Here is a 24455-nt window from a genome sequence, read left to right on the forward strand (position 1 = left end):
GCTCAGGAATGCGCCGGCGGCGTCTCGCGCGATGCGGTCTCGGCGCCGTTTCGTGCGGCGAAATTTGCGGGAACCGGCACCGCGCTCATTTGCGTTGAGGCGCTGAAGATTGACGTCTTCTGGGTCTCCTCGGCCTGCAGCTTGGCGCGCACCCGCATCAGGTCCTTCCAGCCGATATAGCCGACCAGCCGCTGGTCCTCGCGCGAGATCACCGGCAGATGCGAGACGTTGACCTGCAACAGGCGGTCGGCGAGCCGGTCGAGATATTCATCGGGATAGGCGACGGTGATCTTGCTCCCCGTCAGCAGGCTGCCAAGCGTCGCGGTGCGATGCTTGCCGGCGCGCCGCCAGCGCAGCACCGACGGCGGATCGATGACGCCGAGCACGCGATGGTTGGCGTCAACCACCGGGAAGCTCGGATGTCCGGTCTTCGGATGGGTCAGGAAGGCCGCGGCGCCATGCAGCGTCATGGTGTCGGACACGGTCTCGACCGCCTTGGTCATCACCTCGCGCACCCGCGTCAACGCGAACGGATCGACGCGATATTCGCGAACCAGATGATGGCCGCGCCGCGCGACCTTTTCGGTCAGGATCGAGCGCCGCATCAGCAGCACGGTCACGCCATGCGCGGTGCCGCAGGCCGCAATCAGCGGCAGCAGCACGTGGGTGTTGCCGGTCAGCTCGACGGCGAAGAAGGTTGCGGTCAGCGGCGAGCGCATCGTGCCGCCCATCGTCGCCGCCATCGCGAGCAGTGCCCAGAACCCGGGACTGGCGGATGGCAGATAGCCGCTCAGCGCCGTGCCCATCGCGCCGCCCATGATCAGAAGCGGCGCCAGCACGCCGCCCGACGTGCCCGAGCCGAGCGCGACCGACCAGATCACGGCCTTCACCACCAGCAAGAGCAGTGCGGCCTTCAGCACCATGTCGCCATTCAGCATCGCGGCGAGATTGTCATAGCCGACGCTGAGCGCCCGCGGGTCGATCAGGCCGCCGATGCCGACGACCAGGCCGCCGATCATCGGCCACCACATCCAGTGGATCGGCAGCTTCTGGAAGGCGTCCTCGCTGCCATAGACCAGCCGCGTCAGCACGCCCGACAAAAGGCCTGAGAGGATTCCGATCAACACCCATGCGCCAAGCTGCAGCAGCGAGATGTCGACGCTGCCCGTGAACGGGAAAAGCGGCGCGGACATATGAAAGAAGATGCCCCGCTCGACCGCGGCGACGACGGCGGCGACGGTGACCGGAATGAAGCTGCGCGGCGTCCATTCGAACAGCAGGAGCTCGACCGCGAGCATGATCGCGGCGATCGGCGTGCCGAACACGGTGGTCATGCCGGCGGCGGCGCCGGCCACCAGCAACGTCTTGCGTTCGTTGTCGGTCACCGGGAGCATCTGGGCGATCAGCGAGCCGATCGCACCGCCGGTCATGATGATCGGGCCCTCGGCGCCGAACGGGCCGCCGGTGCCGATCGCCACTGCCGACGACAGCGGCTTGAGGATCGCGACCTTGGCACCGAGCCGCGAGCGGCCGAGCAGGATCGCTTCGATGGCTTCCGGAATGCCGTGGCCGCGGATCTTCTCGCTGCCGTAGCGCGCCATCAGGCCGATGATCAGCGAGCCTGCGACGGGAACCAGCACCATCCAGAGCCCGAGCGGCGAATCCTGCAGCTTCACGTCAGTGAAGGCAAAGCGGCCGAAATAGGCGATGTTGGTGGCGAGCTTGATCAATTGCAGCAGCGCGAAGCCGGCCACCACGCCGACGCTGGCGACGACGACGGCAATCGCCGAGATCACCACGACGCGCGGATCAGTGGTGAAATCGCCGAGATAGTGGCTGGCTTTGGCTGACGCGCTCGTTTTGGCGGAAATGACGCTCATTGGCTCGGACGGGATTTGATGCGGGACGCCGCGTCATATCGTACTACGATATAATTACAAGCGGACGAATCCGCATGCCTTCGGGAAAACCGGCCCGAAAATGAACGTCCTGGAGCAGGTTGAATTCGAGCCAAATCGGCCCAATTCCGCGGGCAGGGAGAGGCGAATTTTCCCTTGGGGCGTGCGACCCGGACCGGGTTTGTCGCGCTACGTTAACGCTTGCGGTCGGTGACCAGCGCCAGCAGCACGGTCAGCACCATGAAGATGACCGAGGCGCCGAACACCCAGTGCGGCATGTGCTGGTCCATGATCCAGCCGAACAGCAGCGGGCTGACGATGCCGCCGAAGTTGAAGCCGGTGGAGACGATGCCGAAGGCGCGCCCGGCGGCGCCGGCCGGCGCGGCGTTGCGCACCATCATGTCGCGGGACGGCGCGATCACGCCGCCAAGGAACCCGGCGAGCCCCATGGCCAGCGTCAGCGCCACCGCGGGCAGGTTCACCAGCGCGATCACGAGCACGAGGACGGCATTGACCGCGAAGCAGGCCGCGGCGACCTGGCTGTGGCGATGGGTCCAGTCGGCGAGATAGCCGCCGGCGAGCACACCGACGGCGCTGGCACCGAGGAACGCGGTCAGCGCGACATTGGCGGTGGAGAACGAGGTGCCGTAGCCGCCCATCAGGGCAACGACGCCGAAATTATTGATGCCTGCGGTCGACAGGCTGAGCAGCGTGAAGAAGGCGGTCAGCACCATCAACGCCGGCGTGATCACGCTGGTCTTCGCTGCCGCCTCGTCCCTGGCCTTGCCCTTGTTTGCGCCTGCGTCGGGAATGCCGAGCACGATCAGGAACAGCGCCACCAGCGGGCCGATCGCGCCGGCCGCGATCAGGGCGCCGAGCCCGCCGATCGCGCCGACCAGCGCCGCCATGATCGCCGGTGCCACCGCGCCGCCGAGATAGCCGGCGAAGGTGTGGATCGAGAAGGCGCGGCCCATCCGCGCCTCGTCCATATGCGCCGCCAGGATGGCGTAGTCGGCCGGGTGATAGACGCTGTTGGCGAGCCCGAGCGTCACGGCGCTGACGATCAGCGCGGGATAGCTCAGATGCAGGCCGAGCCCGATCAGCGAACAGCCGCCGACGGTGAGCCCGATCAGGAGGATCTTGCGCGCGCCGATATGGTCGGCGAGGTAGCCGATCGGCGCCTGGGTCAGCGCGGAGGTGACCGCGAACACCGTGAGCGCGAAGCCGAGTTCGACATAGCCGACGCCGAGCTGTGCCTTCAGGAACGGAAACAGCATCGGCAGCACGAAGATGTGGAAATGGCTGACCCAATGGGCAACCGAAATCCCCGTCAGCGTGCGGAGCGCGCTGTCGGCTTTCGTCTGCTGCGGCGCAGCCAGAATGTCGACCATATCGGAGAAAACCCTGTTCCAAACAGCCCGGCGAGGCCGGCCGAAAATAGAGGCTGGCCGCTAATTGTCCATGAACGCGGCTGCATGGCTGCCCCCGGAAGCAAGGGTAGGCCGTTGTTTCGACGCGTTTTCTTCACGCGGACAGGTCGCTGCTTCGCTCGAAAACGCTCCGGATGCCGCATGCGGCATCAAAGGCGGCGACAACAGGCGGCTGCGCGGCGATGATCGGTCATGGTCGAGGTCAGGCAGCTGCTCCGCGTGCTCGTGCCGGAGGGGTCTAGCACCTCCGGCCGCGAGGCGATCACGATCCTCGGGCTGGCCGGCCACCACGTCGAGGTCTGCGATCCCTCGCGGTGGTGCCTGGCGCGCTATTCCCGCTTCGTGCGCAAATTCCACCATTGCCCGCCGTTGCGCAGCGATCCGGCGGGCTTCCTCCGCTATGTCGAGCATCTCCTGTCGTCGCAGCGCTTCGACGTGCTGCTGCCGACCCATGAGCAGGGTCTTGCCTTCGCGCGTGTCTGCGACCGGCTCACGGCGCGCGCCGCCCTCGCTCTGCCGGATTTCGCCAGCTACCGCATGGTGCACGGCAAGGCCGGGTTCAGTCGTTTGCTCGATCAGCTCGGCCTGCCGCAGCCGCCGACGCGCATCGTGACCTCGGCCGACGAACTGCGCGGGGCTGTGCGTTTTCCGTCTGTGGTCAAGACCTCGGTCGGCACCGCCAGCCGCGGCGTCTGGTTCGTGCGCGACTCGAGCGATCTCAATCTTGCGCTCTACGATCTCGAGTCGGGCGGAGATTTCGACGGCGAGGTGTTGGTGCAGGATCTCGTCACCGGCACCACCGAGAAGGCGCAATCGGTGTTTTGTCGCGGTGCGCTGGTCGGCTTCCATGCCTATCGTCAGGTCGCGGCCGGTGTCGGCGGCGGCGAGGCGGTCAAGGAGAGCGTCACCCGGCCTCTTGTGCGCGCCTGGCTCGCGACCATCGGCGCGCATCTCGGCTGGCACGGTGCGCTGTCGGTCGATGCCATCATGCCGCTCGACAGCACGACGCCGCTTCTGATCGACTGCAATCCGCGGCTGGTCGAGCCGGTCAATGCGTATCGCGCCGGCACCGATCTGGTCGATCTGCTGCTGCGGGTCTCGCGCGGCGAGACCCCGGCGCCGCTTGCCGAGAGTCGCGCCGGCGTGCGTACGCATCTGGCGATGCAGGCGCTGCTCGGCAGCGCCTCGCGCGAGGGCACGCGGCGCGACATCGTGAGGGAGTGCGGGCGCCTCGCCGCCGGCCACGGCGCGTATCAGGGCAGCACGGAGGAATTGACGCCGGTGCGGCTCGACTGGCTCAGCGCCGTGCCGCTGGCGATGACGGTCGCGCTGCTGCTGGCATCGCCGCGGCTCGCGACCCGCCTCGCACGCGGCGGCTTCGGCGCGCATCTGCTCGATCGCGAAAGCATCAGGGCGATCGAGAGCGAGGATTTTTGCCGAACTCTATCCCCGTCGTCCTACAACGGCTCGTCGTCATTGCCGTAGCGGTCGAGCTTCGGCGTCGCGAGGTCGCCGTCCTCGTCGCATTCGTCATCCTGCTGCGACGGCAGCGGAGGCGGCATTTTCGATTTGTCGTCTGCGTTGACCCCGCCCTTGGCGCCGCCCTCGTTGGTCTTCCTGGCTTTGCCCATACGTTTCCCCTGCGCAGCGGATTGGTTGCCGGCAGTCTACGCCGGTTCGCGCGCGTTGTAATGTGATCGGGCTACGGAATCACCCGTGCACCACCGGCCCGCCGGCCTTCTTCCAGGCGTCGATGCCGCCTTCGATGTGCGCGGTGTTCGGGAGTCCGGCCTTCTTCGCGGCGGCCACCGCCATCGCCGAGCGCTCGCCGAACGCGCAGAAGAACACCACGCGGCGGCCGGTTGCGGCGGCGACCTCGCGCAGCATGCCGCCGGGTAGCAGGCTCTCGCCGATCGCGGGGTAGGGCGCATGCAGGGCGCCGGGGAGCATGCCGTGCTTGGCGCGCTCTCCGCTCTCGCGCAGATCGACAAGCAGGATGTCGGGCCGCCCGAGGCTTGTGATCGCATCGCGCGCCGAGACCGAGAGGCCTTCCCTGGCAAGCTCGTCCTGGTGCAGGCCGACATGCATGTTGGCGGGCACCACGACATCCATCAGCTTCGGGTTGGGCAAGTTGAGATTGTTCATCAGTTCGACATAGTCGTCGATCGACTTCACCTGCAGCCGCGGATTGTAGCGCTTCTCCTCGCCGATGGTGGAGACAGTGTCGCCCTTGTAGTCATGCGCGGGGAACACCATGGTCTCCTCGGGCAGCTTGAGCAGGCGGTTGAAGATCGAATCGTACTGCGCGCGTGCGCTGCCGTTCTGGAAGTCGGTGCGGCCGGTGCCGCGGATCAGCAGCGTGTCGCCGGTGAAGACACGGTCGCCCATCAGGTAGCTGTAGGAATCGTCGGTGTGGCCCGGCGTGTACATCGCCTCCAGGCACAGGCCCTCGATCATCACCTTGTCGCCGTCGGAGACGCGCATCGACACCACGTCGGCCTTGCTCTGCTCCCCCATGATGGTGATGCACTGGGTGCGGTCGCGCAGTTCGCCCAGGCCGGTGACGTGGTCGGCATGCAGATGGGTGTCGACGGCTTTCACCAGCCTGAGATCGAGCTCCTGCAGCAGCTTGCAGTAGCGGTCGGCCTTCTCCAGCACGGGATCGAGGATCAGGGCTTCGCCGCCGGCGCGGCTTGCGAGCAGATAGCTGTAGGTGCCGGATACGCTGTCGAAGAGTTGGCGAAAGATCATGACGGCTGCCGCGGTCTCTGATTGAGTCTCGCGGAGGATATTATTCTAGTTTGATGCCGTTCTCAAACAGGATTCGTCCCCAAATCTCGGGTTGACCGAAGAGGATTTCCTCCCACCAAGGACGGAGTAGCCTTAGCCCTTCTCCCGAACATCGCTTGCGTCGCTTCGCTCGCAATGACGGTGTCAGGGGCGAACCAGCGTGTATCCGTTCTCGGTCAGCAGCAGGATCTGCGCGACGCCGACCTGCACCGGCGTGGCGGCGGAGATGTAATCCGGCCGCTTGCCGGTCTCGCGTTCGATGGTGTCGACGGTGTTGAGGCAAATATCGACCCGCGCGCCCTGCGCGACCAGGCTCTCGACCAGCTTGCGGTTCGGATTGTCAGGCTTGAGCAGCTCGATGCCCGGGCCGAAGGCGACGATCTCGACCGCGACCTTGTCGGGGTCGTAGTGCTTCATCAGATTGTTGGCGACGCTGATCACGAGGCCCTGTTTCCTCGGATCATTGTCGGAGAGTTGCAGCACGATCTTGTGCTCGGCGAACGGCTTGTCCTGTGGCGGCGCCAGTTGGGCGCGCGCGAGCGGCGCCGCCAGCGTCGTCAGCGCGATGCAAAGCGCTGTCGTGATCGCGCGTCGCGTCATCCCTGCCTCACGATGCCCGGATTGTCGTCGACGCCCTTCAGCGTCACGCCCGGCGCGTCCCGGTTCGCAGGCCGCCCGGCGCGCAGATGCCTTGCAACCACCTCCCAGACCGGCGCGCCGCTCTGCTGGTTGACCGAGGCCCAGCCGGCCACCTTGTAGCTCTTGCCGGACTCGAGGTGCCTGCCGTTCGGCAGCTTCAGCTCGGAGATGCGCTTGCCGGCGGATTCCGCCGGCGTGCAGGTGTAGGCGAGGCCGCCGACGCGAACCATGTCGCCGCCCTGCTGATAATAGGGATCGGCGTTGAACAGGTTGTCGCAGACGTCTTCCAGCACGTCCCTGATCTGGCTGCCGGTCATGCTGGCGACATAGGTTTCGGGGTAGGTGATTGCGGTTTCCGAAAGCAGATCTTCCATGGTCAGCGGTTGGCCGGCCAGGGTGGTGAGGCCCCAGCGGAAGCCGGGCGACAGCGCGATCTCGGCATTGAGCTCGCTCACGAGCGCGTCACAGATCAGCTGGTCGACGGTGCCGGAGAAATTGTCGCGGCGATAGAGCAGGCGATCGGCGGAGGCGAGCTTGTCGCTCCAGTCGGCGACATGCGGCCCGCGCACCTTGTCGATCAGCGTCTGCATCGCGGGATCGGGCTTCAACAACTCCGAGAACACCGGCAGCAGGCGATAGCGCACATTGGCGACCTTGCCCTTGGTAAGCTCGAGATCGAGCACGCCGACGAACTTGCCGTTGGAGCCGGCATTGGTGACCAGCGTGACGCCGCCGGCGTTGGTCACCGTGATCGGCAGCGGGATCGCGTCATGGGTGTGGCCGCCGAGGATCACGTCGATGCCGGTGACGCGGCTCGCGAGCTTCAGGTCGACATCCATGCCGTTGTGCGACAGCAGGATCACCGCCTCGACCTTGTCGTTGTTGCGATGGCCGTCGACCAGCTTCTGCAACTCCTCGTCGCGGATACCGAAGGTCCAGTCCGGCGTGAAGCGTTTGGGATGCGCGATCGGCACATAGGGGAAGGCTTGCCCGATGATCGCGATACGATGGCCGCCGATGTCCTTGATGGTCGACGGCTTGAAGACGCGCCCCGAGGCCGGATCGAATGCCTTGGCATCGTTGAAGGCGGCTTCCTCGGTCAGGAACACGTTCTGCGCCAGGAACTCGCCCTTGAAGCGGGCGAGATTGTCGCGCAGCGCCTGCTCGCCATAGGTGAATTCCCAATGCCCGGTCATCGCTTCGATGCCGAGCAGATTGGCCGCCTCCACCATGTCGGCGCCCTTCATGGTGTTGGCCAGGCCAGTGCCCTGCCAGAGGTCGCCGCCGTCGAGAAGCACCGAGCGCCGCTCGCCGACATCGGCGCGCAACTTGTCGATCAGCGTCTTCAGATGCGCAAAGCCGCCGAGCCGGCCGAAGCGGACGGCCGCCTTCTCGAACTCGACTGACGTGAAGGCATAGGCGTCGGCGCTGTCGGGCCGGATACCGAAGCGGTCGAGGAACGCCTTGCCGACCAGATGCGGCGGCTGGCCGGCCATCGCGCCGACCCCGAGATTGACGCTGGGCTCGCGGAACAGCACCGGCCTGAGCTGCGCATGTGTATCGGTGATGTGCAGGATGCGTGCATTGCCGAAACGCTCGAGATCGTAGACGCCGGCGGTCTCCGCACCGCGCACGAGGTGCGGCAGGCCGGCTGCCAGTGTCGCGGCGGCTGTCGCCTTCAAAAGCTCCCGGCGGCGGATGATCATCACTGTCCCGGCATTTGGTTCAAAGCCACGCGGTGGTAGGGCTCTCTCCCCCTTTCGCCGGTGCCTCCCTGACTCGTGTGTCTCAGTGAATTTCCATGTCCTTCCAGCGTTGCTTCTCGCTGTTGGCCTGGAAGATCGATGCCTTTGCCAGCGCCTCCGCTTCCCTGGCCTGGACGACCGCGGTGTCGAAATCGCCGGCATCTCCGGCCTTTTTCGCCGCGGCCAGCGTCGAGGCGGTGGTGGTCCACTGGTTGCGCAAGGTGCCTGCTTCCTTGTTGGCGGCTTCGGCTGTGGCATAGGCCGCCTTGTAATCGGCCTCGGAGGCGGCGAACGCCGTGCCCGCATTCGCGATCAGCAGCACGGCGATGATTGCGATGGTCCTCATGGCCGTGCTCCCGGTCCTGAGATCGGCAGTCCGTTGCTGACGTAGGACAGATAATATTCGAGATTGCGGTACTCGTCGTCCTGCGGATTGAGCGGCACGGCGCGGGTCTGGCTGTTGCAGGTGATGAAGCGGCGGCTGGTCGTGCCCATGCCGCTCCATTCCGAACGGTAGATCGGCATCGCGTTGAGAATGCCGAGCGCCGGCGCCAGCACCTCGGCGCGGATGCGCTCGCCCGGGCTCTGTACATGGCAGGTCGCGCAGGAGAAATTGAGCTGGCCGCGGCGGGTGTAGAAATATTCCTTGCCCAACCGATAGGCCTCGAGCGCGCGCGGATCGTTCGGGATCTTGATGTCCATCGGCTTGCCGCGCGAGGTAAAGGCCATATAGGCGGTGAGCGCCGCCATCTCGTCCTTCACATAGGAGATCGGCGCCTCGCCATTGGCTTCGCGGCAGCGATTGAGGGCGAGCTCGAGGGTGACGACCTTGCCTTCCTTCTCGTCGAAGTAAGGGTAGTTTTGACGGATGCCGATGCCCTGGTTCGGGAAGCAGTCGGCGTAGGTCTTGCCGTTCTTGAACGGCGTCGTGAACATCTGCTTGCCATCCTCGAGCGAGAACTCGTAGGGCGGAAACTCCTCCTTCTCCTGCCATTGCTTGTGCAGGTCCTCGTTCATCGAATAGGGACCGTTGACGAAATCCTCGCGCTTCAGCTTGGGGAATTTGTCGGTGAAGAATTTCTGGAACGCCGCCTTGTCGGCGACGGGATCGATCGTCTCGGCCGCATGCGCCGCCGGCGCGAATGCCGGCACGCCGAGCGCAAGCGCCATGGCCGCGCGGATTGCGAGACGGGGCGTCATTGGATCTTCGCCGTGGTGGCGTCGGTCGCGCCCTTGTTGTCGACCCAGCTGATCTTGAGGTCGTCGCCCTTCTTGCCGCCCTTGAACGAGAACTTGACGTAAGGGTCCTTGGACACGGCCGGGCCCCAGTCGGCGACGAACACCGGTTTGCCGTCATGTTCGAAGGTCAGCTCCTGGATGAAATGCGGCGGGATCAGGTTGCCCTGCGCATCCTTGACGAAGCCGGAGTCCATCGGGTGCTGGATCAGCGCCTGCACCTCGGTGATGTCGCCGTTGGCGGTGGCGCGGACGCGAATGCTTGAAGCCATCGGACTATTCCCTGTTTAAGCCTAGCCGCCGCAGCCGCCGACCGTGACCTTCACTTCCTTGGTGGCGCTGAAGAGCTTGCCGCCGGCCTCGACGATCGCGGTCACATTGGTGGTCTTGGCCATCTTCAGCCGGTTGGCGACGCTTGGCACCGTGCCGGCCGGAATCCTGTAGCTGGCCGCGAGCGCATTGGGATTTTCGGCGACCAGGAACGAGATCGAGGTCACGTCGGTCAGCGTCGTCGTGACCGAGACCGGCACCACGGCGCCGTTCTCGGCGATCTCGGGCGCGTCCATCTTCACCTTGTCGGATGGTTCGGCGGTCTTGCCATAGAGCGCCTTGATCGCGTCGGCCTGGCCCTTCTGTTTGAAGGCGTCTTCCGGATATTTGTCGTTCGCGGCGAGTGCCTGCGGCGCGATGGCAACGACGCCGAGGCCGATCAGCGCGGCGACGCCGGCGCCCTTCAGCACCAGGCGGCGCCTCCCGGAAAACTCTGAAGTCGTGATGCTCATCCGAAAAATCTCCTAGGGCGGTCGTCGCGCGTCACAGCGTTTGCAGGAAATCCACCACCGCGTTGATCTCCTGCTCGGACAGGATCCGGTTTCGTCCGAACGGCGGCATCACGGTCAGCGGATTGCGCTTGGTCTCATCGGTTACGATCGCGATCAGCTCGTCGCGGCTGTATCTGGCCTTCAGCCCGGTCAGCTCCGGGCCGATCGTGCCGGGCAGGTCACCGCCCTTGATCGCATGGCAGGTCAGGCAGTTGCCCTTGCCGCGGTCGAAGGCGATAGTTCGACCCTCGGCTGCGGATTGGGCGCGCGCTGGGGTCGCCATTGCGGCGCCTGCCAGCAGCGCCAGGACGAGGGCCGGCTTGAAGACATTGACGATCAAAGGCGTTTCCCGGGCTTTAATCTCGATGGTCGGATCGCAATATAGAAGGTGAAAAGCACAAAGGCCATCGGCTGGCAATGTGGAGATAAGCATGACCCGGAAAAGTGGATGCGGCTGATCTGAAGGAGATCGCGGTGGCGGAGTATGTGGTGGAGTTCGGCAAGGATGGCCGCCCGGTCGAGGCGGACGGGCGGCTCGATGCCGCCCCGTTCCATCGCAACCACGAGCCGATCTGGGCAGTCTTGCAGCGCTTCCTTGCCGGACAATCCGGTGATGTGCTGGAGGCGGGCAGCGGCACCGGCCAGCATGTCGTGCATTTCGCGCGCCATGCGCCCGACATCGTGTGGTGGCCGAGCGATCTCCATCCGGCGCATCTGCGCAGCATCGAGGCCTGGCGCGCGCATTCAGCCCTCGCCAATATCGGTGCGCCGCAACGGATCGACCTGTCGGATCCGGCGTGGTCGCTTGACGATGGTCCGGACCGGCTGCTCGCGATCTTCTGCGCCAATGTGATCCACATCGCGCCGTGGCCCGTCGCCGAGGGCCTGTTCGCCGGTGCAGGCAGGCATCTGCGTGCCGACGGACGGCTGTTCCTCTACGGCCCGTTCAAGCGCGACGGCAAGCACACCGCGCTCAGCAACGCGATATTCGACACCTCGTTGCGCGATCGCGATCCGGAATGGGGCGTGCGCGACATCGCCGATCTGGAACGGCTGGCTGGAAGTGTCGGGCTGAAACTCGCCGGCACATTCGAGATGCCGGCGAACAACATGATCCTGATGTTTGCGCGGGTGTAGTCGCGCAAAAGAGTTAGTCGTAAGCCAGGCACCAGCCATCGCCGCGCAGCCAGCAGCGGTGGTCGGGAACGTCTTGATGACGATAGAGCCGCGTGACGTCCTGCCAGCCGCCGCGGACGAACGCGTCGGCGAGGGCGCGCTCGGAGGCATCGTCGCGGCCGCCGGCGCAAGGGATGATCGCAACCGGCGAGATCCATGCCGCATGATAGTCGGCGCCGCTGCGCCGGATCCGGAACACCGCGCCGCCGTGCGCCATACGCGCCGGCGTGAGGCTGCCAAATCCCTGGTCCGACGTCATCGGCAGGATCAGGCGCCCGCCGTCGGCGAGGCCATCGAGCCAGCGCGCGGCAGGCCGCGTGCATCCGGCGTTGACGTAGACGATATCGGCTGCATCGAACGACGCCTGCGTCCCGTCGCCCGCGATGATCTCGACATTGGCGCTGGCTGCGAGGTTGGTCCTGGCGCGCGCAGCGAGCGCGGCGTCAAACTCGATTCCCGTCACCCGGCCTGTCGGTCCGACCAGATGCGCGAGGATCGCCGTGTAGTAGCCGGTGCCGGTCCCGACATGCACCACATGCTCGCCCGCGGCAGGCTCAGCCTGGTGCATCAGATGCGCATGCAACGACGGCTGCCCGTTGTTGAGGCGGCGCTCGGGCACCAGGGCGACCAGGTCGTCGGTATAGAGATAGACCGGATCGGCGTCGGGCGTCGGCACGTAGTCCCCGAACAATCGCCGCACCAGCCACGGGCCCGGACCGAGGAAGTCCTCGCGGCGAACCGACGCGAAGGCGCCGGCGATGTGCGCATTGCTGACATTCGCTGCGGCCAGCACCTGCTTGGCATAGGCTGCGCGGATGATGCGGAGTTCGGCTTGCGGGTCCATGTTGCGCTCCTGCCTGCCGCTTGACAGATGTGTCATTTGACACACCGAAGTGTGTGAATTAGCATACTCGAACGACGGAGGCCAGAATGAAGAGACGGCTCTATCCGGCCGTGCTGGAGCGCGGGTCCCGCGGCGCGTTCGGCGCGTGGTTTCCGGATTTTCCGGGCTGCGTCGCCGCCGGCAGGTCGCAGGAGGAGGCGATCGAGCGCGCCGAGCAGGCGCTGGCGCAGGCGGTGGACGGCTGGGCCGAGCAGGGTCGTGCGCTGCCGGAGCCGACGCCGATCGAGCGCATCGTGCCGCCGAAGGGCTCCGATGTCGCCGCCTTCTTCATGGTCGGCGTCGATCCGCCCGATCCGTCCGAGCGGGTGAACGTCTATCTGCCGAAGAGCCTGATCACGCGGATCGACAAGCGCGCCGCCGAGCTCGGCATGAGCCGCTCCAGTTTCTTTGGCTTCGCCAGCTCGCTGGCGCTCGAATGGCCTGTCGGATTTCCGCGAGGCGCTCCGGTGGGACCTCGTTCCAAGGTGCACAAGACGGGCACACTGCGCGCCGAGAAGCGGTCGGGCAGGAAGCCGGCGCGCTAGCGTGCGTCATGTGCGTTGATCGCATGGCGTACGTCCATTTGCGTTGGTTGCCGGCATCAGGGGTGCTCTCCATAGTGCCGGCGACACGGAGGCTCCCGCCGGGGCTTCGATGCGGGAATGCCGATGATCGACGTGACAGCGGGGGATGAGACGGCCGACGATGCGCGGGCACGGGCCAATGTTCTGCGACTTGCCGCGGCGCAGGCGCTCACCGGCGCCAATTCGGCCGTCATCTTCGCCACCGGTTCGATCGTCGGCGCGACGCTGGCCCCCGACATCTCGCTCGCGACCGTGCCGTTGTCGATGTATGTGCTGGGAATGGCTGCCGGCACGTTGCCGACCGGCGCGATCTCGCGCGCCTTTGGCCGTCGTGTCGCGTTCATCGCCGGCACCGGCTGCGGCGTGCTCACCGGCTCGCTCGGCGCCTGGGCGATCCTGCATTCCTCGTTCTGGCTGTTCTGCGCCGCGACCTTTCTCGGCGGCCTCTACGGCGCGGTAGCGCAATCCTATCGCTTCGCTGCGGCCGACGGCGCGAGCGCCACGTTCCGGCCCAAGGCGGTGTCGTGGGTGATGGCGGGCGGCGTGTTCGCCGGCGTTCTGGGGCCGCAGCTCGTGCAATGGACCATGGACATCTGGTCGCCCTATCTGTTCGCCTTCTCCTTCGTGGTGCAGGCCCTCGTCGCGCTGGTGGCGATGGCGGTGCTGTCGGGCGTCGACGCGCCGAAGCCCGCGCCCGCGGACTTGCATGGCGGCCGTCCCCTGCTCGAGATCGCAAGGCAGCCGCGCTTCATTGCCGCTGCGCTGTGCGGCGTAATCGCCTACCCCATGATGAACCTTGTGATGACCTCGGCACCGCTCGCCATGAAGATGTGCGGGCTCTCGGTCAGCGATTCCAATTTCGGCATCCAGTGGCACATCGTGGCGATGTACGGCCCGAGCTTCTTCACCGGCTCCCTGATCGCGCGGTTCGGCGCCCCTCGCATCGTCGCGCTCGGGCTGCTGCTGGAAGCGGCGGCCGCGACGATCGGGCTGTCCGGCATCACGGCGCCGCACTTCTGGGCGACGCTGATCGTGCTCGGGATGGGCTGGAATTTCGCGTTTGTCGGCGCCTCCGCGCTGGTGCTGGAAACACACCGGCCGCAGGAGCGCAACAAGGTGCAGGCGTTCAACGATTTCCTGATCTTCGGCATGATGGCGATCGGTTCGTTCTCCTCCGGCCAGCTGCTCGCTCACTACGGCTGGAACGCGGTGAACCTGGTGGTGTTCCCGCCGGTCCTGCTCGGCCTTGCCGTGCTCTCGTTCGCCTCGTTCGCGAAGCGGCGGGCGAAATTGCGCGACGTGGACCAGCTGCCTGACATCGGCGCGTGATGCGCGAACCTGCTGCCAATTGCTGACAGTTCGATCCGCTTCGAAATGATCGGCTTGCAAGGCTGCTTACATCATGCGACCGGATCATTCAGGTCGTGTGACGATGTAAGAAACATGCTCGAGAAAATGGACGCATCCTCATTCGCGACGCCTGATGAAGCCTCGCTGCGCTACGATGGCTGGCGCATCGTCGTCGTCTGCTTCCTGCTCGCGACCTTCGGCTGGGGGCTCGGGTTCTACGGGCAGAGCGTCTATGTCGCCGAGCTGCAGCGGCTGCACGGCTGGCCGGCCTCGCTGATCTCGTCGGGCACGACCTTCTTCTATCTGTTCGGCGCCGCGCTGGTGGCCTTCGTCAGCGAGGCGATCAAGGCGTTCGGTCCGCGCAAGTGCCTCATCGCGGGCACGCTGGCGATGGCTGCAGCCGCCCTTGCGATCGGCGAAGTGCGCGCGCCCTGGCAGCTGTATCTCGCTGACGCCCTGCTTGCGTTTGGCTGGGCCGGCACCAGCCTCGGCATCATCACCAACACGCTTGGCCTGTGGTTCGACAAGAAGCGCGGCATGGCGATCAGCCTGGCGCTGAACGGCGCGAGTTTCGGCGGCATCGTCGGCGTGCCGCTGCTGGTGGCGGGGATCGGCACCTTCGGCTTTTCCGGCGCGATGATCGCGTCGGCCGCAGCGCTCCTCGTGGTGATGCTGCCGGCGATCCTGATCTTCGTCGGTTCGCCGCCGGTCCATCTCCATGCCGTCACCGCGGCGGCCGCGGACGCCCCGTCGGCATCGCAAATCCGCGCAGGGGCGCTGCGCGACGTCGGGTTCCTCTCGGTCTCGGTCGCCTTCGCGCTGGTGCTGTTCGCCCAGGTCGGCTTCATCGTCCACCTGATCGCGTTTCTGGATCAGGTGATCGGCCGCGAGCGCGCGACGGTGGCGATGGCGCTCCTGACGGCGATGGCCGTGATCGGCCGCGTCTCGTTCTCCTTCGTGATCGATCAGCTCAACCAGCGGTTGGCCTCGGCCCTGTCATTCGTCAGCCAGGCGGTCGCGCTCGCCGTCATCATCAACCTGCACAACGACATCGTGATGATCGCGGCCTGTGGGCTGTTCGGCTTCTCGGTCGGCAATCTGATCACGCTGCCGTCGCTGATCATCCAGCGCGAGTTCGATCCGCGTTCCTTCGGCGTGCTGGTCAGCCTGGTGACCGCGATCAACCAGATCACCTACGCCTTCGGACCCGGCGTGGTCGGACTGCTGCGCGACGTCTCGGGCAGCTACACCCTGCCGTTCTATGGTTGTATCGGCCTCGAGCTGGTCGCGGCGTTGGCGATCATGATGAGGGGAAAATCGTAGCCCGGATGGAGCACAGCGCAATCCGGGAAGCTCTCCCAGCGGAGCGAGGTCCCCCGATTTCGCTGCGCTCCATCCGGGCTACAAGACCACGGAATCACCCCACCCGCTGCCTCAGCAGGTCCTCGAGATCGAGCCGGTTGGTGAACATCGCGAGCCTGCCATCGGCCGTGCGCGGCCATTCGGCCTCCGGCCGGTCCCAATAGAGCTCGACGCCGTTCTCGTCGGGATCGCGCAGATACAGCGCCTGGCTGACGCCATGGTCGCTGGCGCCGTCGAGCTGGATGCCGGCGGAAAGGACGCGGTGCAAGGCGTCGGCCAGCGCCGGGCGGGTCGGGTACAGGATCGCCGTGTGGAACAGGCCGGTGGTGCCTGGCGGCGGCGGATGGCCGCCCTTGCTCTCCCAGGTGTTGAGCCCGATGTGATGGTGATAGCCGCCGGCCGAAATGAACGCGGCGCCGGAACCCATGCGCTGTTGCAGCTCGAAGCCGAGCACGCCGCAATAGAAGCCGAGCGCGCGGTCGAGATCGGCTACCTTGAGGTGGACATGTCCGATCCGCGTGCCCGCGATGATGGGAGGATTTTGCGGCATGTCGTGGCTCCGTTGTTGGCTCTGTCCCAACATCTAAGCCTCTGCCTGGCGGTTGGATACTGATCGGTTCGGAAATCCAGCGTTTCTGAACGCGCAACTATCCGCCTGGTCCCGTCCTGCGGGGAGGGGAATATTCAGGCAAGCTCCGACAACTCGCCGCCCGGCACCTGGAATTCAAACGTGTTCAGCGTCATCGACACCATGGTGTAGTAGCCGCACAGCCCGATGATCTCGACGACGCCGCGCAGGCTCAACACCTCGACCGCCTCGTCGTACAGGGCCCTTGCCACGCCATGGCCTTCATGCAGCGATTTGGCGACCTCGTAGATCATCCTGGCCCTGGGGTCGTCGAAGGTCGGGATGCGCCGCACGCGGATGTCCTCGATGATCTTCGGGTCGAGCCCGCCTTTCAGCGCGAGGCGCTTGTGCGCGTACCATTCGTAATGCGCGGTCCAGTGCCGCGCGGTGACGAGGATCGCGATCTCCGACAGCTTTGGCGGGAAGATCGTGTCGAAGCGGAGCACCTCGCCGAGCCGCGTGGCATGCCGCGCCATGTCGGGGCTGTTGAGCCAGGCCATCATCGGCGCCGGCGGCGCCCCGCGCTTGCCGGCGATCGACTCGTCGTAGATCTCTTTTTGCGCCGGGTTCATTTCGCCAGGCGGAAGGAGTTTTATCCGCATGTCCGTTTCCCCTTGTTTTTCAATTATTACCTGCTTTCGCGCATACACCCGATCGCGCAGGCTGACCATTGCAACGATGGTATGGCGCAGGTGCGAGACATATTGAACTGGGCGGGCACGCAGGGCTAAGGTCGATTCCAATTCGTCGAACTTTGACCGGAAGGCACCATGGCCGATCTTGAGACATTCCGCGTGGAGACCCGCGCCTGGCTGGAGCAGAACTGCCCGCCCGAGATGCGCAAGCCGATGACCTCGGATGGCGATACGTTCTGGGGCGGCCGCAATGCGAAGTTCTCGTCGGAGGCGCAGCGCGTCTGGTTCGAGCGCATGCGCGACAAGGGCTGGACCGTGCCGCACTGGCCGAAGGAATATGGCGGCGGCGGCCTCGACGGCGAGGAAGCCAAGATCGTGCGGCAGGAGATGGCGGCGATCGGCGCGCGCCAGCCGCTGACCTCGTTCGGCATCTCGATGCTCGGGCCGGCGCTGCTCAAATACGGCACCGACGAACAGAAGAAGGAGCATCTGCCGAAGATTACCGCCGGCCTGATCCGCTGGTGCCAGGGCTATTCCGAGCCGAACGCCGGCTCCGATCTCGCCTCGTTGCAGACCCGCGCCGAGAGCGACGGCGACCATTACATCATCAACGGCCAGAAGATCTGGACGTCATACGCCAACTACGCCGACTGGATCTTCTGCCTGGTGCGCACCGATCCCGCGGCCAAGAAGCATGACGGGATCAGCTTCATCCTGTTCGACATGACGTCGAAGGGCGTCTCCACCAAGCCGATCCTGCTGATCTCCGGCTACTCGCCGTTCTGCGAAACCTTCTTCGACAATGTGCGCGTGCCGAAGGCGCATGTCGTGGGCACGGTCAATCGCGGCTGGGACGTCGCGAAATACCTGCTGCAGCACGAGCGTGCGATGATCTCGGGCATGGGCGAGCGCGGCGTCGGCCGGCCGCTCGGCCAGATCGCCGCCGATTCCGTCGGCGCGGACGCGCAAGGCAAGCTCGACGACGCGCAGCTGCGCAGCCAGATCGCGACCTTCGAGGTCGACGAGGCCGCGCTTGCCGCCGCTGCCGAACGCGCGGTCGATCTTGCCAAGGCCGGGCAGTCGCATCCGGCGTTCTCGTCGGCGATGAAATATTACGGCACCGAGCTCAACAAGCGCCGCTACGAGATCCTGATGTCGGCCGGCGGCATCGACGCGCTGGAATGGGAAAGCGAGCGCTCCCGGGGTGGCGCGCGGCCGCGCGCCTGGCTGCGCACCAAGGCGAACTCGATCGAGGGCGGCACGAGCGAGGTGATGCTCGGCATCGTCGCCAAGCGCATCCTCGACCTGCCGGGGTCTTGATTTTGCACCGTCGTCCCGGGGCGATGCGAAGCATCGAACCCCGATGCGCAGTTGCGCATTGGGGAACCTCGGGATTCCCGGTGCGATGCTGCCGCATCGTCCCGGAATGACGAACCCGGAAAATTTCTGTTTCGAACGTTAGATCGGATCCATCCATGGCCCTCGTCCTCACCGAAGAACAATCCATGCTGCGCGACAGCGCGCGCGGCCTCATCAGCGACAAGGCGCCGGTGTCGCATCTGCGCGGCCTGCGCGACGGCAAGGATGCCACCGGCTTTTCCCGCGAGCTCTGGAAGACCTTTGCCGAGATGGGCTTCTCCGGCCTCCTGGTGCCGGAGCAATTCGGCGGCAGCGGGCTTGGCTGCGTCGAAGCGGGCATCGTGATGGAAGAGATCGGCCGCACCCTGATGCCGTCGCCGTTCCTTTCGACCTCGGTGGTCGCGGCGTCGGCGATTTCGCGCGGCGGCAGCGAGGCGCAGAAGGCACAGCATCTGCCTGGCATCTCCGACGGCTCGCTGCTTGCGGCGCTCGCGATCGACGAGGGCGCGAAGCATCGCCCGCTGCAAACGAAACTGCAAGCCGTGCGCTCCGGTAACGGCTTCAAGCTCTCCGGCGACAAGGCATTCGTGGTCGATGGCCACACCGCCGATCTGTTGATCGTTGCGGCGCGCACCGCGGGTAGCGCAGGCGAGAAGGCCGGGCTGACGCTGTTCCTGGTCGATCCGAAGGCGAAGGGGCTCGCGGTCGAGCGTACCGCGATGGTCGATTCGCACAACGCGGCGCGGATCGTGTTCGACAATGTGGAGGTCAACGCCGACAGCGTGCTTGGCGAGGTCGATCAGGGTTCTGGTTTGCTCGGAGGCGTGCTCAACATCGGCCGCGGCGCGGTCGCTTCCGAGATGGTGGGGCTCTCCGAGGAGGTGTTCGGCCGCACCGTGACCTACCTCAAGGAGCGCAAGCAGTTCGGCAAGGCGATCGGCGAGTTCCAGGCGCTGCAGCACCGCGCCGCCCAGCTCTACATCGAGATCGAGATCACGCGCGCGGCCGTCCTGAAGGCGTTGCAGGCGCTCGATGCCGACCTCGACAAGGCCGCCACTGCGGTCGCGGTGGCGAAAGCCCGCGCCGGAACCACGGCGACGCTGGCGGTGCAGGAGGGCGTCCAGATGCATGGCGGCATGGGCATGACCGATCAGTTCGACATCGGCTTCTTCATGAAGCGCGCCCGCGTCTGCCAGGAGCTGTTCGGCGATGCCAATTTCCACGCCGACCAGCTGGCGCGCGGCAAGGGGTATTGAGCAAGGCTCGCTGCGGGTGCCGCACAACACCTGTCATCGCCCGGCCTGACCGGGCGGATGACAGCGGAGATTTGGCAAGGCGCCCGGGTGAACCCGAAGCCTACCGGATCGGCGGCGCGTACTGGACGCCGCCGGCGTTCCAGAGCTGGTTCATGCCGCGTGGGATCTTGAGCTTGGAGTCGGCGCCGACGTTGCGGTCGTAGACCTCGCCGTAATTGCCGACATGGCGGATGATCCGCACCGCCCAGTCCTTGGTCAGGCCGAGATCCTCGCCATAGCTGCCCTCGGTGCCGACCAGCCGCATCACCTCCGGCTTCTTCGACTTCAGCGCCTCGTCGATGTTCTTCGAGGTGATGCCGAGCTCCTCGGCGTTGATCATGGCATAGAGCGTCCACTTCACGATCATCATCCAGTCGTCGTCACGCTGGCGCACCACCGGTGCCAGCGGCTCCTTCGAGATGATGTCGGCCAGGATCACATGGTCGTTCGGCTTGGAGAGGTTGAGGCGGAGCGCATAGAGCTGCGAGGCGTCCGAGGTCAGCGTGTCGCACTGGCCGGAGTCGTAGGCCTTCACGACGTCCTCCAGCTTGTCGAACTTCATCTCCGTGTACTTCATGTTGTTGGCACGGAAATAGTCGGCGAGGTTGAGCAGCGTCGTGGTGCTGCCCTGCACGCAGACCTTGCTGCCGTTGAGGTCGAGCGCGGAATCGATGTTGCGCGAGCGCGGGATCATGAAGCCCTGGCCGTCGTAATACGCGACCGCGGGGAAATAGAGGTCGTAATTGACCTCGCGCGACATGCTCCAGGTCGAGTTGCGGGAGAGGATGTCGACCTTGCGGTTCTGCAACTCCTTGAAGCGCTCGCTGGCGTCGAGCGGGATGAACTTCGCCTTGGTCGGGTCGTCGAAGATCGCCGAGGCCACTGCCCGGCAGAAATCGACGTCGAAGCCGGTCCAGTTGCCCTTGTCGTCGGGGATCGAGAAGCCGGGCAGGCCCTTGTTGACACCGCAATAGACCTCGCCGCGCCGGATGGTGCGCTTCAGCGTGCGGGTGTCGTAACGCTCATAGGTGACGGCGACGGCCGCAACCAGCGCGGCGACCGCGAGCCCGATCGTCAGGCCGCCTCGAAATGTACGCATGGATTCTCTCTCTCGAATGATCGGGAAAACAGGTCGGGTATCGAATGCGGGCGGGAGACTAGAGTTCGGGCTTCTGCCGGATGATCACCTTGGTGCCGACGGGAACGCGGTTATAGAGGTCGGCCACGTCGTTGTTGACGAGGCGGAAGCAGCCGGAAGAGACGGCGGTGCCGATGGTGTCCGGACGGTTGGTGCCGTGGATGCGGTAGACCGTGGTACCCAGATACATCGCGCGCGCACCGAGCGGATTGCCGGGGCCGCCCGCCATGAAGCGGGGCAGATAGGGCTGGCGCGCGATCATCTCCGGCGGCGGCACCCAATCCGGCCACTCGGCCTTGCGCGTGATGTTCACCAGGCCCTGCCACTGGAAGCCTTCACGGCCGACGCCGATGCCGTAACGCAGTGCACGGCCGTTGCCTTGCAGCAGGTAGAGGTGACGTTCGGCCGTCGAGATGATGATGGTACCCGGCGCCTCGTTGCTTCGGTAGTACACCACCTGCTTCTGCCATTCCGGATCGAGCTGATAGCTGTCGTCGGCGACCAGGCCGGGCTCGTCGGCGTCCGGACGGCTCTGGGCAAAGCCCTGCGACGTCGACAGCACGAGCGCGGTGGCCGCGGCCAGCATCCAAACCAGGTGACGAAGTTTCGTCATGCAAAGCTCTCCTTGTTGGCGCGCGGCCAATGGTTGCTCCACTCAAATCGCGCCAGCATCAAATCTCAGTGACAGCTTGATGGCAAGTTTTGGGCGAACCCAGGTGATACCTCTCTGTAATGCCTCTATTTTTCGTCAGTTGAAAAACCTGCCACGTGACCCGCCTCATTTCGGCGCGATCCAGATTCGCAAAACCAAGGAAATCAGGGTCACCGTGCCGACGCCGCCGAGCCACAGCGCGACGAACCACAGCAGGCGCTGCCCGAGCGGCCGTGGATGCGGATCCAGCGGCATCAATGATACCCGTGCCCGGGCTGCACCTTGCCACGGAACACCCAATAGGCCCAGGCGGTGTAGCCGAGGATCAGCGGCACCAGCACCGCGACCCCGACCAGCATGAAGATCTGGCTGTTCTCAGGCGCAGCCGCCTGCCAGATCGTGATGCTCTGCGGCACGATGAACGGATACATGCTGATGCCGAGCCCGGCATAGGACAGTGCGAACAGCGCGAGCGACAGCAAGAACGGCTGAAGGTCGTTCTTGCTGCTGAGTGCGCGCAGCAGGAGCGCGGTGACGGCGGCGACCGCGATCGGCACCGGCGCGGTCAGGATGATGTTGGGCCAGGCGAACCAGCGATGGGTGTATTGCACATGCAGGAAGGGCGTCGCGATGCTGACAGCGCCGATCGCGCACAGCATCGCGATCAGCAGCACCCAACTCAGATGATAGGCGCGGTCGCGCAAGGCGCCCTCGGTCTTCAGCACCAGCCAGGTCGCTCCCAACAGCGCGTAGCCGATCACGAGTGCGACGCCGGTCAGGATGCTGAACGGTGTCAGCCAGTCCCACCAGCCACCGGCATAGTGGCGTCCCTCGACATGGATGCCCTGCAGGATGGCGCCGAGCGCAATGCCCTGCGCCAGCGCCGCGGCGAGCGAGCCACCGGCAAAGGCGAGGTCCCATTTGTTGCGCGCCTTCTGGGTGCGCCAGCGGAATTCGAAGGCGACGCCGCGGAACACGAGCCCCAGCAGCATCACGATGACAGGCGTGTAGAGCGCCGGCATCAGCACCGAATAGGCCAGGGGAAACGCCGCCATCATGCCGCCGCCGCCGAGCACCAGCCAGGTCTCGTTGCCGTCCCACACCGGCGCCACCGTGTTCATGATGACGTCGCGATCGGCCTTCTGCGGAAACAGCGGGAACAGGATGCCGAGGCCGAGATCGAAGCCGTCCATCACGACGTAGACGAACACGGCAAAGGCGATGATGAAGGCCCAGATCGTGGCAAGGTCGATGGCAAAGCTCATCGTGCGCCCTCCACGGCTGCGCCTGCGGCCGGCGTGATGCCGGCCGCGCGGGCCGGAACGTCATGCGACGGGCCCTGTTCGCCGGGATGCGGCGGCTGCGCCATCAGCCTGAGGATGTAGACGACGCCGGCGATGAATACCGCAAAATAGACGATGACGAAGGCGATCAGCGAGGAGCCGACCGCGGGCGCGGCCAGCGGCGAAGCGGAATCGGCGGTCCGCAGCAGGCCGAAGACGGTGAACGGCTGCCGCCCGGTCTCGGTGGTGATCCAGCCCGCCAGCACCGCAACGAAGCCGGCCGGGCCCATCAGCACCGCGAAGCGATGCAACAGCGGCGTCTGGTAAAGCGTTCCGCGCCAGCGCATCAGCAGGCTGAACAGGCCGAGCCCCAGAATCAGGAAGCCGAGGCCGACCATGACGCGGAACGACCAGAAGGTGATCGGTACCGGCGGCCAGTTCGCGCGCGGCACCGTGTCGAGGCCGGCCAGCGGCGCATCGACGTCATGCTTCAGGATCAGCGAGGAGAGCTTCGGCACCTCGATCGCGTATTTAACCCTGGCCTCGGTCATGTCGGGCCAGCCGAACAGCACCAGCGGCGCACCGTCGGGATGGCTCTGGAAGTGACCCTCCATCGCCATCACCTTGGCGGGCTGATGCTCCAGCGTGTTGAGACCGTGCTGGTCGCCGGCGAGGATCTGTATAGGCGCCACCAGGGTAGCCATCCACATCGCCATCGAGAACATCACGCGCGGGCCGGCAAGATGCTGGTCGCGCAACAGGTGCCAGGCGCCGACCGCACCGACCACGAGCGAGGTGGTCAGGTACGCCGCCAGCACCATGTGCACGAGGCGGTAGGGGAATGACGGGTTGAAGATCGTCTTCAGCCAACTGGCGACGACGAACTGGCCGTCGGCATTGACGGCGTAGCCGGCCGGCGTCTGCATCCACGAATTGGCCGAGAGGATCCAGAACGCCGAGATCAGCGTACCGATCGCGACCATCAGCGTCGCGAAGAAGTGCAGCCTTGGGCCGACGCGCTTCAGGCCGAACAGCATCACGCCCAGGAAGCCCGCCTCGAGGAAGAACGCGGTCAGCACCTCATAGGCCATCATCGGGCCGATCACGGGGCCGGTCTTGTCCGCGAAGGCCGACCAGTTGGTGCCGAACTGGTAGGACATCACGATGCCCGACACCACGCCCATGCCGAAGGCAACCGCGAAGATCTTCAGCCAGTAATTGAACAGGTTGATGTAGACCTCGCGTCCGGTCGCGAGCCACAGCGCTTCGAGCACCGCGAGATAGCTGGCGAGTCCGATCGAGAATGCGGGGAACACGATGTGGAACGACATCGTGAAAGCAAACTGCGCGCGGGCCAGCGCGACCGCATCCCATCCTTCGAACATTACGCACCGTCCGTCGCCAATTTTTGCGCGCGATCATGACCGGGATCGCGCATTCCCGGCGTGGAGCCTACCACGCCGGGAATGACGGCAATACTGGGCGGTTTGTCTAAAGCGCGATCAGATTGGGCGAGCTCGTCATCGCGCTTTAGCTTCTTGTTTGCGCATG

The 24455-nt window shown here is 65.6% G+C and carries 26 protein-coding genes; 7 read left to right on the forward strand and 19 right to left on the reverse strand.

The features are described 5' to 3' along the window. Positions 1 to 2 precede the first annotated feature (2 nt). On the reverse strand, positions 3 to 1880 hold the full coding sequence (locus JQ586_RS08845; protein WP_249147431.1) for a chloride channel protein: 1878 nt from the start codon (positions 1878 to 1880) through the stop codon (positions 3 to 5). A gap of 212 nt (positions 1881 to 2092) precedes the next feature. Beyond that, complete coding sequence (locus JQ586_RS08850; protein WP_212394146.1) at positions 2093 to 3289, reverse strand: MFS transporter; 1197 nt, start codon at positions 3287 to 3289, stop codon at positions 2093 to 2095. A 231-nt stretch (positions 3290 to 3520) separates the two neighbouring features. Between JQ586_RS08850 and JQ586_RS08855 the strand changes: the two genes are divergently transcribed. Then, a complete protein-coding gene (locus JQ586_RS08855; protein ID WP_212394147.1) occupies positions 3521 to 4813 on the forward strand; it encodes a hypothetical protein in 1293 nt (430 codons plus the stop codon). Here JQ586_RS08855 and JQ586_RS08860 read toward each other — a convergent pair. From JQ586_RS08860 to soxX, 9 genes are all read right to left on the reverse strand, one after another. Beyond that, a complete protein-coding gene (locus JQ586_RS08860; RefSeq protein ID WP_212394148.1) occupies positions 4786 to 4959 on the reverse strand; it encodes a hypothetical protein in 174 nt (57 codons plus the stop codon). The genes JQ586_RS08855 and JQ586_RS08860 overlap by 28 nt on opposite strands. A 79-nt stretch (positions 4960 to 5038) precedes the next feature. Further along, a complete protein-coding gene (locus tag JQ586_RS08865; protein ID WP_212394149.1) occupies positions 5039 to 6079 on the reverse strand; it encodes an MBL fold metallo-hydrolase in 1041 nt (346 codons plus the stop codon). A 183-nt stretch (positions 6080 to 6262) separates the two neighbouring features. Then, positions 6263 to 6718, reverse strand: coding sequence for a hypothetical protein (locus JQ586_RS08870; RefSeq protein ID WP_212394150.1), 456 nt, complete (start codon positions 6716 to 6718; stop codon positions 6263 to 6265). Next, positions 6715 to 8463, reverse strand: a complete 1749-nt coding sequence (gene soxB / locus JQ586_RS08875; protein WP_212394151.1) for a thiosulfohydrolase SoxB — start codon at positions 8461 to 8463, stop codon at positions 6715 to 6717. Before soxB ends, JQ586_RS08870 begins: the two co-directional genes overlap by 4 nt. Positions 8464 to 8545: 82 nt before the next feature. Next, complete coding sequence (locus JQ586_RS08880) at positions 8546 to 8848, reverse strand: hypothetical protein (protein ID WP_212394152.1); 303 nt, start codon at positions 8846 to 8848, stop codon at positions 8546 to 8548. Beyond that, entirely contained in the window at positions 8845 to 9702 is an 858-nt protein-coding gene (gene soxA / locus JQ586_RS08885; protein ID WP_212394153.1) for a sulfur oxidation c-type cytochrome SoxA, read from the reverse strand. Before soxA ends, JQ586_RS08880 begins: the two co-directional genes overlap by 4 nt. Beyond that, complete coding sequence (gene soxZ / locus JQ586_RS08890) at positions 9699 to 10010, reverse strand: thiosulfate oxidation carrier complex protein SoxZ (protein ID WP_212394154.1); 312 nt, start codon at positions 10008 to 10010, stop codon at positions 9699 to 9701. Before soxZ ends, soxA begins: the two co-directional genes overlap by 4 nt. Before the next feature lie 21 nt (positions 10011 to 10031). Next, positions 10032 to 10520 carry a thiosulfate oxidation carrier protein SoxY gene (gene soxY / locus JQ586_RS08895; RefSeq protein ID WP_212394155.1) on the reverse strand — a complete coding sequence of 163 codons (489 nt, stop codon included), beginning with the start codon at positions 10518 to 10520 and terminating at the stop codon, positions 10032 to 10034. Positions 10521 to 10551: 31 nt separating this feature from the next. Continuing rightward, positions 10552 to 10842: a sulfur oxidation c-type cytochrome SoxX gene (gene soxX, locus JQ586_RS08900; RefSeq protein WP_212394342.1), complete on the reverse strand. Its 291-nt coding sequence runs from the start codon at positions 10840 to 10842 to the stop codon at positions 10552 to 10554. Between the two features lie 191 nt (positions 10843 to 11033). Here soxX and JQ586_RS08905 point away from each other — a divergent pair, with 191 nt between their 5' ends. Further along, on the forward strand, positions 11034 to 11696 hold the full coding sequence (locus JQ586_RS08905; RefSeq protein WP_212394343.1) for a DUF938 domain-containing protein: 663 nt from the start codon (positions 11034 to 11036) through the stop codon (positions 11694 to 11696). Between the two features lie 13 nt (positions 11697 to 11709). On the opposite strand, the gene JQ586_RS08910 is transcribed toward JQ586_RS08905, so the two are convergent. Continuing rightward, complete coding sequence (locus JQ586_RS08910) at positions 11710 to 12579, reverse strand: protein-L-isoaspartate O-methyltransferase (protein ID WP_212394156.1); 870 nt, start codon at positions 12577 to 12579, stop codon at positions 11710 to 11712. A gap of 86 nt (positions 12580 to 12665) precedes the next feature. Here JQ586_RS08910 and JQ586_RS08915 point away from each other — a divergent pair, with 86 nt between their 5' ends. The 3 genes from JQ586_RS08915 to JQ586_RS08925 all read left to right on the forward strand — a co-directional run bounded on the left by JQ586_RS08915 (position 12666) and on the right by JQ586_RS08925 (position 15875). Further along, entirely contained in the window at positions 12666 to 13163 is a 498-nt protein-coding gene (locus JQ586_RS08915) for a type II toxin-antitoxin system HicB family antitoxin (protein ID WP_212394157.1), read from the forward strand. A 123-nt stretch (positions 13164 to 13286) separates the two neighbouring features. Further along, a complete protein-coding gene (locus JQ586_RS08920; protein ID WP_212394158.1) occupies positions 13287 to 14531 on the forward strand; it encodes an MFS transporter in 1245 nt (414 codons plus the stop codon). 126 nt (positions 14532 to 14657) lie between these two features. Further along, complete coding sequence (locus JQ586_RS08925; RefSeq protein ID WP_212394344.1) at positions 14658 to 15875, forward strand: MFS transporter; 1218 nt, start codon at positions 14658 to 14660, stop codon at positions 15873 to 15875. Between the two features lie 94 nt (positions 15876 to 15969). Here the strand turns inward: JQ586_RS08925 and JQ586_RS08930 are convergent, their stop codons facing one another. Together JQ586_RS08930 and JQ586_RS08935 are read right to left on the reverse strand one after the other, a co-directional pair. Further along, a complete protein-coding gene (locus tag JQ586_RS08930) occupies positions 15970 to 16464 on the reverse strand; it encodes a VOC family protein (protein WP_212394159.1) in 495 nt (164 codons plus the stop codon). 134 nt (positions 16465 to 16598) lie between these two features. Beyond that, the gene (locus JQ586_RS08935) at positions 16599 to 17144 is read right to left on the reverse strand and encodes a carboxymuconolactone decarboxylase family protein (protein WP_212394160.1); all 546 of its coding nucleotides are present in this window, start codon (positions 17142 to 17144) and stop codon (positions 16599 to 16601) included. A gap of 168 nt (positions 17145 to 17312) precedes the next feature. Between JQ586_RS08935 and JQ586_RS08940 the strand changes: the two genes are divergently transcribed. Both JQ586_RS08940 and JQ586_RS08945 read left to right on the forward strand, forming a co-directional pair. Next, positions 17313 to 18497, forward strand: a complete 1185-nt coding sequence (locus JQ586_RS08940) for an acyl-CoA dehydrogenase family protein (RefSeq protein WP_212394161.1) — start codon at positions 17313 to 17315, stop codon at positions 18495 to 18497. 155 nt (positions 18498 to 18652) lie between these two features. Continuing rightward, positions 18653 to 19792, forward strand: a complete 1140-nt coding sequence (locus tag JQ586_RS08945; protein ID WP_212394162.1) for an acyl-CoA dehydrogenase family protein — start codon at positions 18653 to 18655, stop codon at positions 19790 to 19792. Between the two features lie 100 nt (positions 19793 to 19892). Here the strand turns inward: JQ586_RS08945 and JQ586_RS08950 are convergent, their stop codons facing one another. The 5 genes from JQ586_RS08950 to JQ586_RS08970 form a co-directional block, all read right to left on the reverse strand. Continuing rightward, positions 19893 to 20930, reverse strand: coding sequence for an amino acid ABC transporter substrate-binding protein (locus JQ586_RS08950; RefSeq protein WP_212394163.1), 1038 nt, complete (start codon positions 20928 to 20930; stop codon positions 19893 to 19895). Positions 20931 to 20988: 58 nt separating this feature from the next. Next, positions 20989 to 21582 (reverse strand): L,D-transpeptidase, encoded by a 594-nt coding sequence (locus JQ586_RS08955; protein WP_212394164.1) that lies wholly within the window; start codon positions 21580 to 21582, stop codon positions 20989 to 20991. 165 nt (positions 21583 to 21747) lie between these two features. Next, positions 21748 to 21876 carry a DUF2474 domain-containing protein gene (locus tag JQ586_RS08960; RefSeq protein ID WP_212394165.1) on the reverse strand — a complete coding sequence of 43 codons (129 nt, stop codon included), beginning with the start codon at positions 21874 to 21876 and terminating at the stop codon, positions 21748 to 21750. Next, the gene (cydB, locus tag JQ586_RS08965) at positions 21876 to 22886 is read right to left on the reverse strand and encodes a cytochrome d ubiquinol oxidase subunit II (RefSeq protein WP_212394166.1); all 1011 of its coding nucleotides are present in this window, start codon (positions 22884 to 22886) and stop codon (positions 21876 to 21878) included. Before cydB ends, JQ586_RS08960 begins: the two co-directional genes overlap by 1 nt. Continuing rightward, complete coding sequence (locus JQ586_RS08970) at positions 22883 to 24289, reverse strand: cytochrome ubiquinol oxidase subunit I (RefSeq protein ID WP_212394167.1); 1407 nt, start codon at positions 24287 to 24289, stop codon at positions 22883 to 22885. Before JQ586_RS08970 ends, cydB begins: the two co-directional genes overlap by 4 nt. Positions 24290 to 24455: the final 166 nt, after the last annotated feature.

Source organism: Bradyrhizobium jicamae (assembly GCF_018130215.1).
Classification (GTDB): domain Bacteria; phylum Pseudomonadota; class Alphaproteobacteria; order Rhizobiales; family Xanthobacteraceae; genus Bradyrhizobium; species Bradyrhizobium jicamae_A.

Bases quoted from the DNA above. Each gene is read 5' to 3' on its own strand.
- JQ586_RS08945 (WP_212394162.1), top strand. From the start codon at position 18,653: ATGGCCCTCGTCCTCACCGAAGAACAATCCATGCTGCGCGACAGCGCG.
- JQ586_RS08930 (WP_212394159.1), bottom strand. From the start codon at position 16,464: ATGCCGCAAAATCCTCCCATCATCGCGGGCACGCGGATCGGACATGTC.
- JQ586_RS08910 (WP_212394156.1), bottom strand. From the start codon at position 12,579: ATGGACCCGCAAGCCGAACTCCGCATCATCCGCGCAGCCTATGCCAAG.
- JQ586_RS08955 (WP_212394164.1), bottom strand. From the start codon at position 21,582: ATGACGAAACTTCGTCACCTGGTTTGGATGCTGGCCGCGGCCACCGCG.
- JQ586_RS08970 (WP_212394167.1), bottom strand. From the start codon at position 24,289: ATGTTCGAAGGATGGGATGCGGTCGCGCTGGCCCGCGCGCAGTTTGCT.
- JQ586_RS08920 (WP_212394158.1), top strand. From the start codon at position 13,287: ATGATCGACGTGACAGCGGGGGATGAGACGGCCGACGATGCGCGGGCA.
- JQ586_RS08845 (WP_249147431.1), bottom strand. From the start codon at position 1,880: ATGAGCGTCATTTCCGCCAAAACGAGCGCGTCAGCCAAAGCCAGCCAC.
- JQ586_RS08935 (WP_212394160.1), bottom strand. From the start codon at position 17,144: ATGCGGATAAAACTCCTTCCGCCTGGCGAAATGAACCCGGCGCAAAAA.
- soxY (WP_212394155.1), bottom strand. From the start codon at position 10,520: ATGAGCATCACGACTTCAGAGTTTTCCGGGAGGCGCCGCCTGGTGCTG.
- soxZ (WP_212394154.1), bottom strand. From the start codon at position 10,010: ATGGCTTCAAGCATTCGCGTCCGCGCCACCGCCAACGGCGACATCACC.
- JQ586_RS08940 (WP_212394161.1), top strand. From the start codon at position 17,313: ATGGCCGATCTTGAGACATTCCGCGTGGAGACCCGCGCCTGGCTGGAG.
- JQ586_RS08880 (WP_212394152.1), bottom strand. From the start codon at position 8,848: ATGAGGACCATCGCAATCATCGCCGTGCTGCTGATCGCGAATGCGGGC.
- JQ586_RS08860 (WP_212394148.1), bottom strand. From the start codon at position 4,959: ATGGGCAAAGCCAGGAAGACCAACGAGGGCGGCGCCAAGGGCGGGGTC.
- JQ586_RS08855 (WP_212394147.1), top strand. From the start codon at position 3,521: ATGGTCGAGGTCAGGCAGCTGCTCCGCGTGCTCGTGCCGGAGGGGTCT.
- JQ586_RS08870 (WP_212394150.1), bottom strand. From the start codon at position 6,718: ATGACGCGACGCGCGATCACGACAGCGCTTTGCATCGCGCTGACGACG.
- JQ586_RS08925 (WP_212394344.1), top strand. From the start codon at position 14,658: ATGGACGCATCCTCATTCGCGACGCCTGATGAAGCCTCGCTGCGCTAC.
- JQ586_RS08865 (WP_212394149.1), bottom strand. From the start codon at position 6,079: ATGATCTTTCGCCAACTCTTCGACAGCGTATCCGGCACCTACAGCTAT.
- JQ586_RS08950 (WP_212394163.1), bottom strand. From the start codon at position 20,930: ATGCGTACATTTCGAGGCGGCCTGACGATCGGGCTCGCGGTCGCCGCG.
- soxB (WP_212394151.1), bottom strand. From the start codon at position 8,463: ATGATCATCCGCCGCCGGGAGCTTTTGAAGGCGACAGCCGCCGCGACA.
- JQ586_RS08960 (WP_212394165.1), bottom strand. From the start codon at position 21,876: ATGCCGCTGGATCCGCATCCACGGCCGCTCGGGCAGCGCCTGCTGTGG.
- soxA (WP_212394153.1), bottom strand. From the start codon at position 9,702: ATGACGCCCCGTCTCGCAATCCGCGCGGCCATGGCGCTTGCGCTCGGC.
- JQ586_RS08915 (WP_212394157.1), top strand. From the start codon at position 12,666: ATGAAGAGACGGCTCTATCCGGCCGTGCTGGAGCGCGGGTCCCGCGGC.
- cydB (WP_212394166.1), bottom strand. From the start codon at position 22,886: ATGAGCTTTGCCATCGACCTTGCCACGATCTGGGCCTTCATCATCGCC.
- soxX (WP_212394342.1), bottom strand. From the start codon at position 10,842: ATGGCGACCCCAGCGCGCGCCCAATCCGCAGCCGAGGGTCGAACTATC.
- JQ586_RS08850 (WP_212394146.1), bottom strand. From the start codon at position 3,289: ATGGTCGACATTCTGGCTGCGCCGCAGCAGACGAAAGCCGACAGCGCG.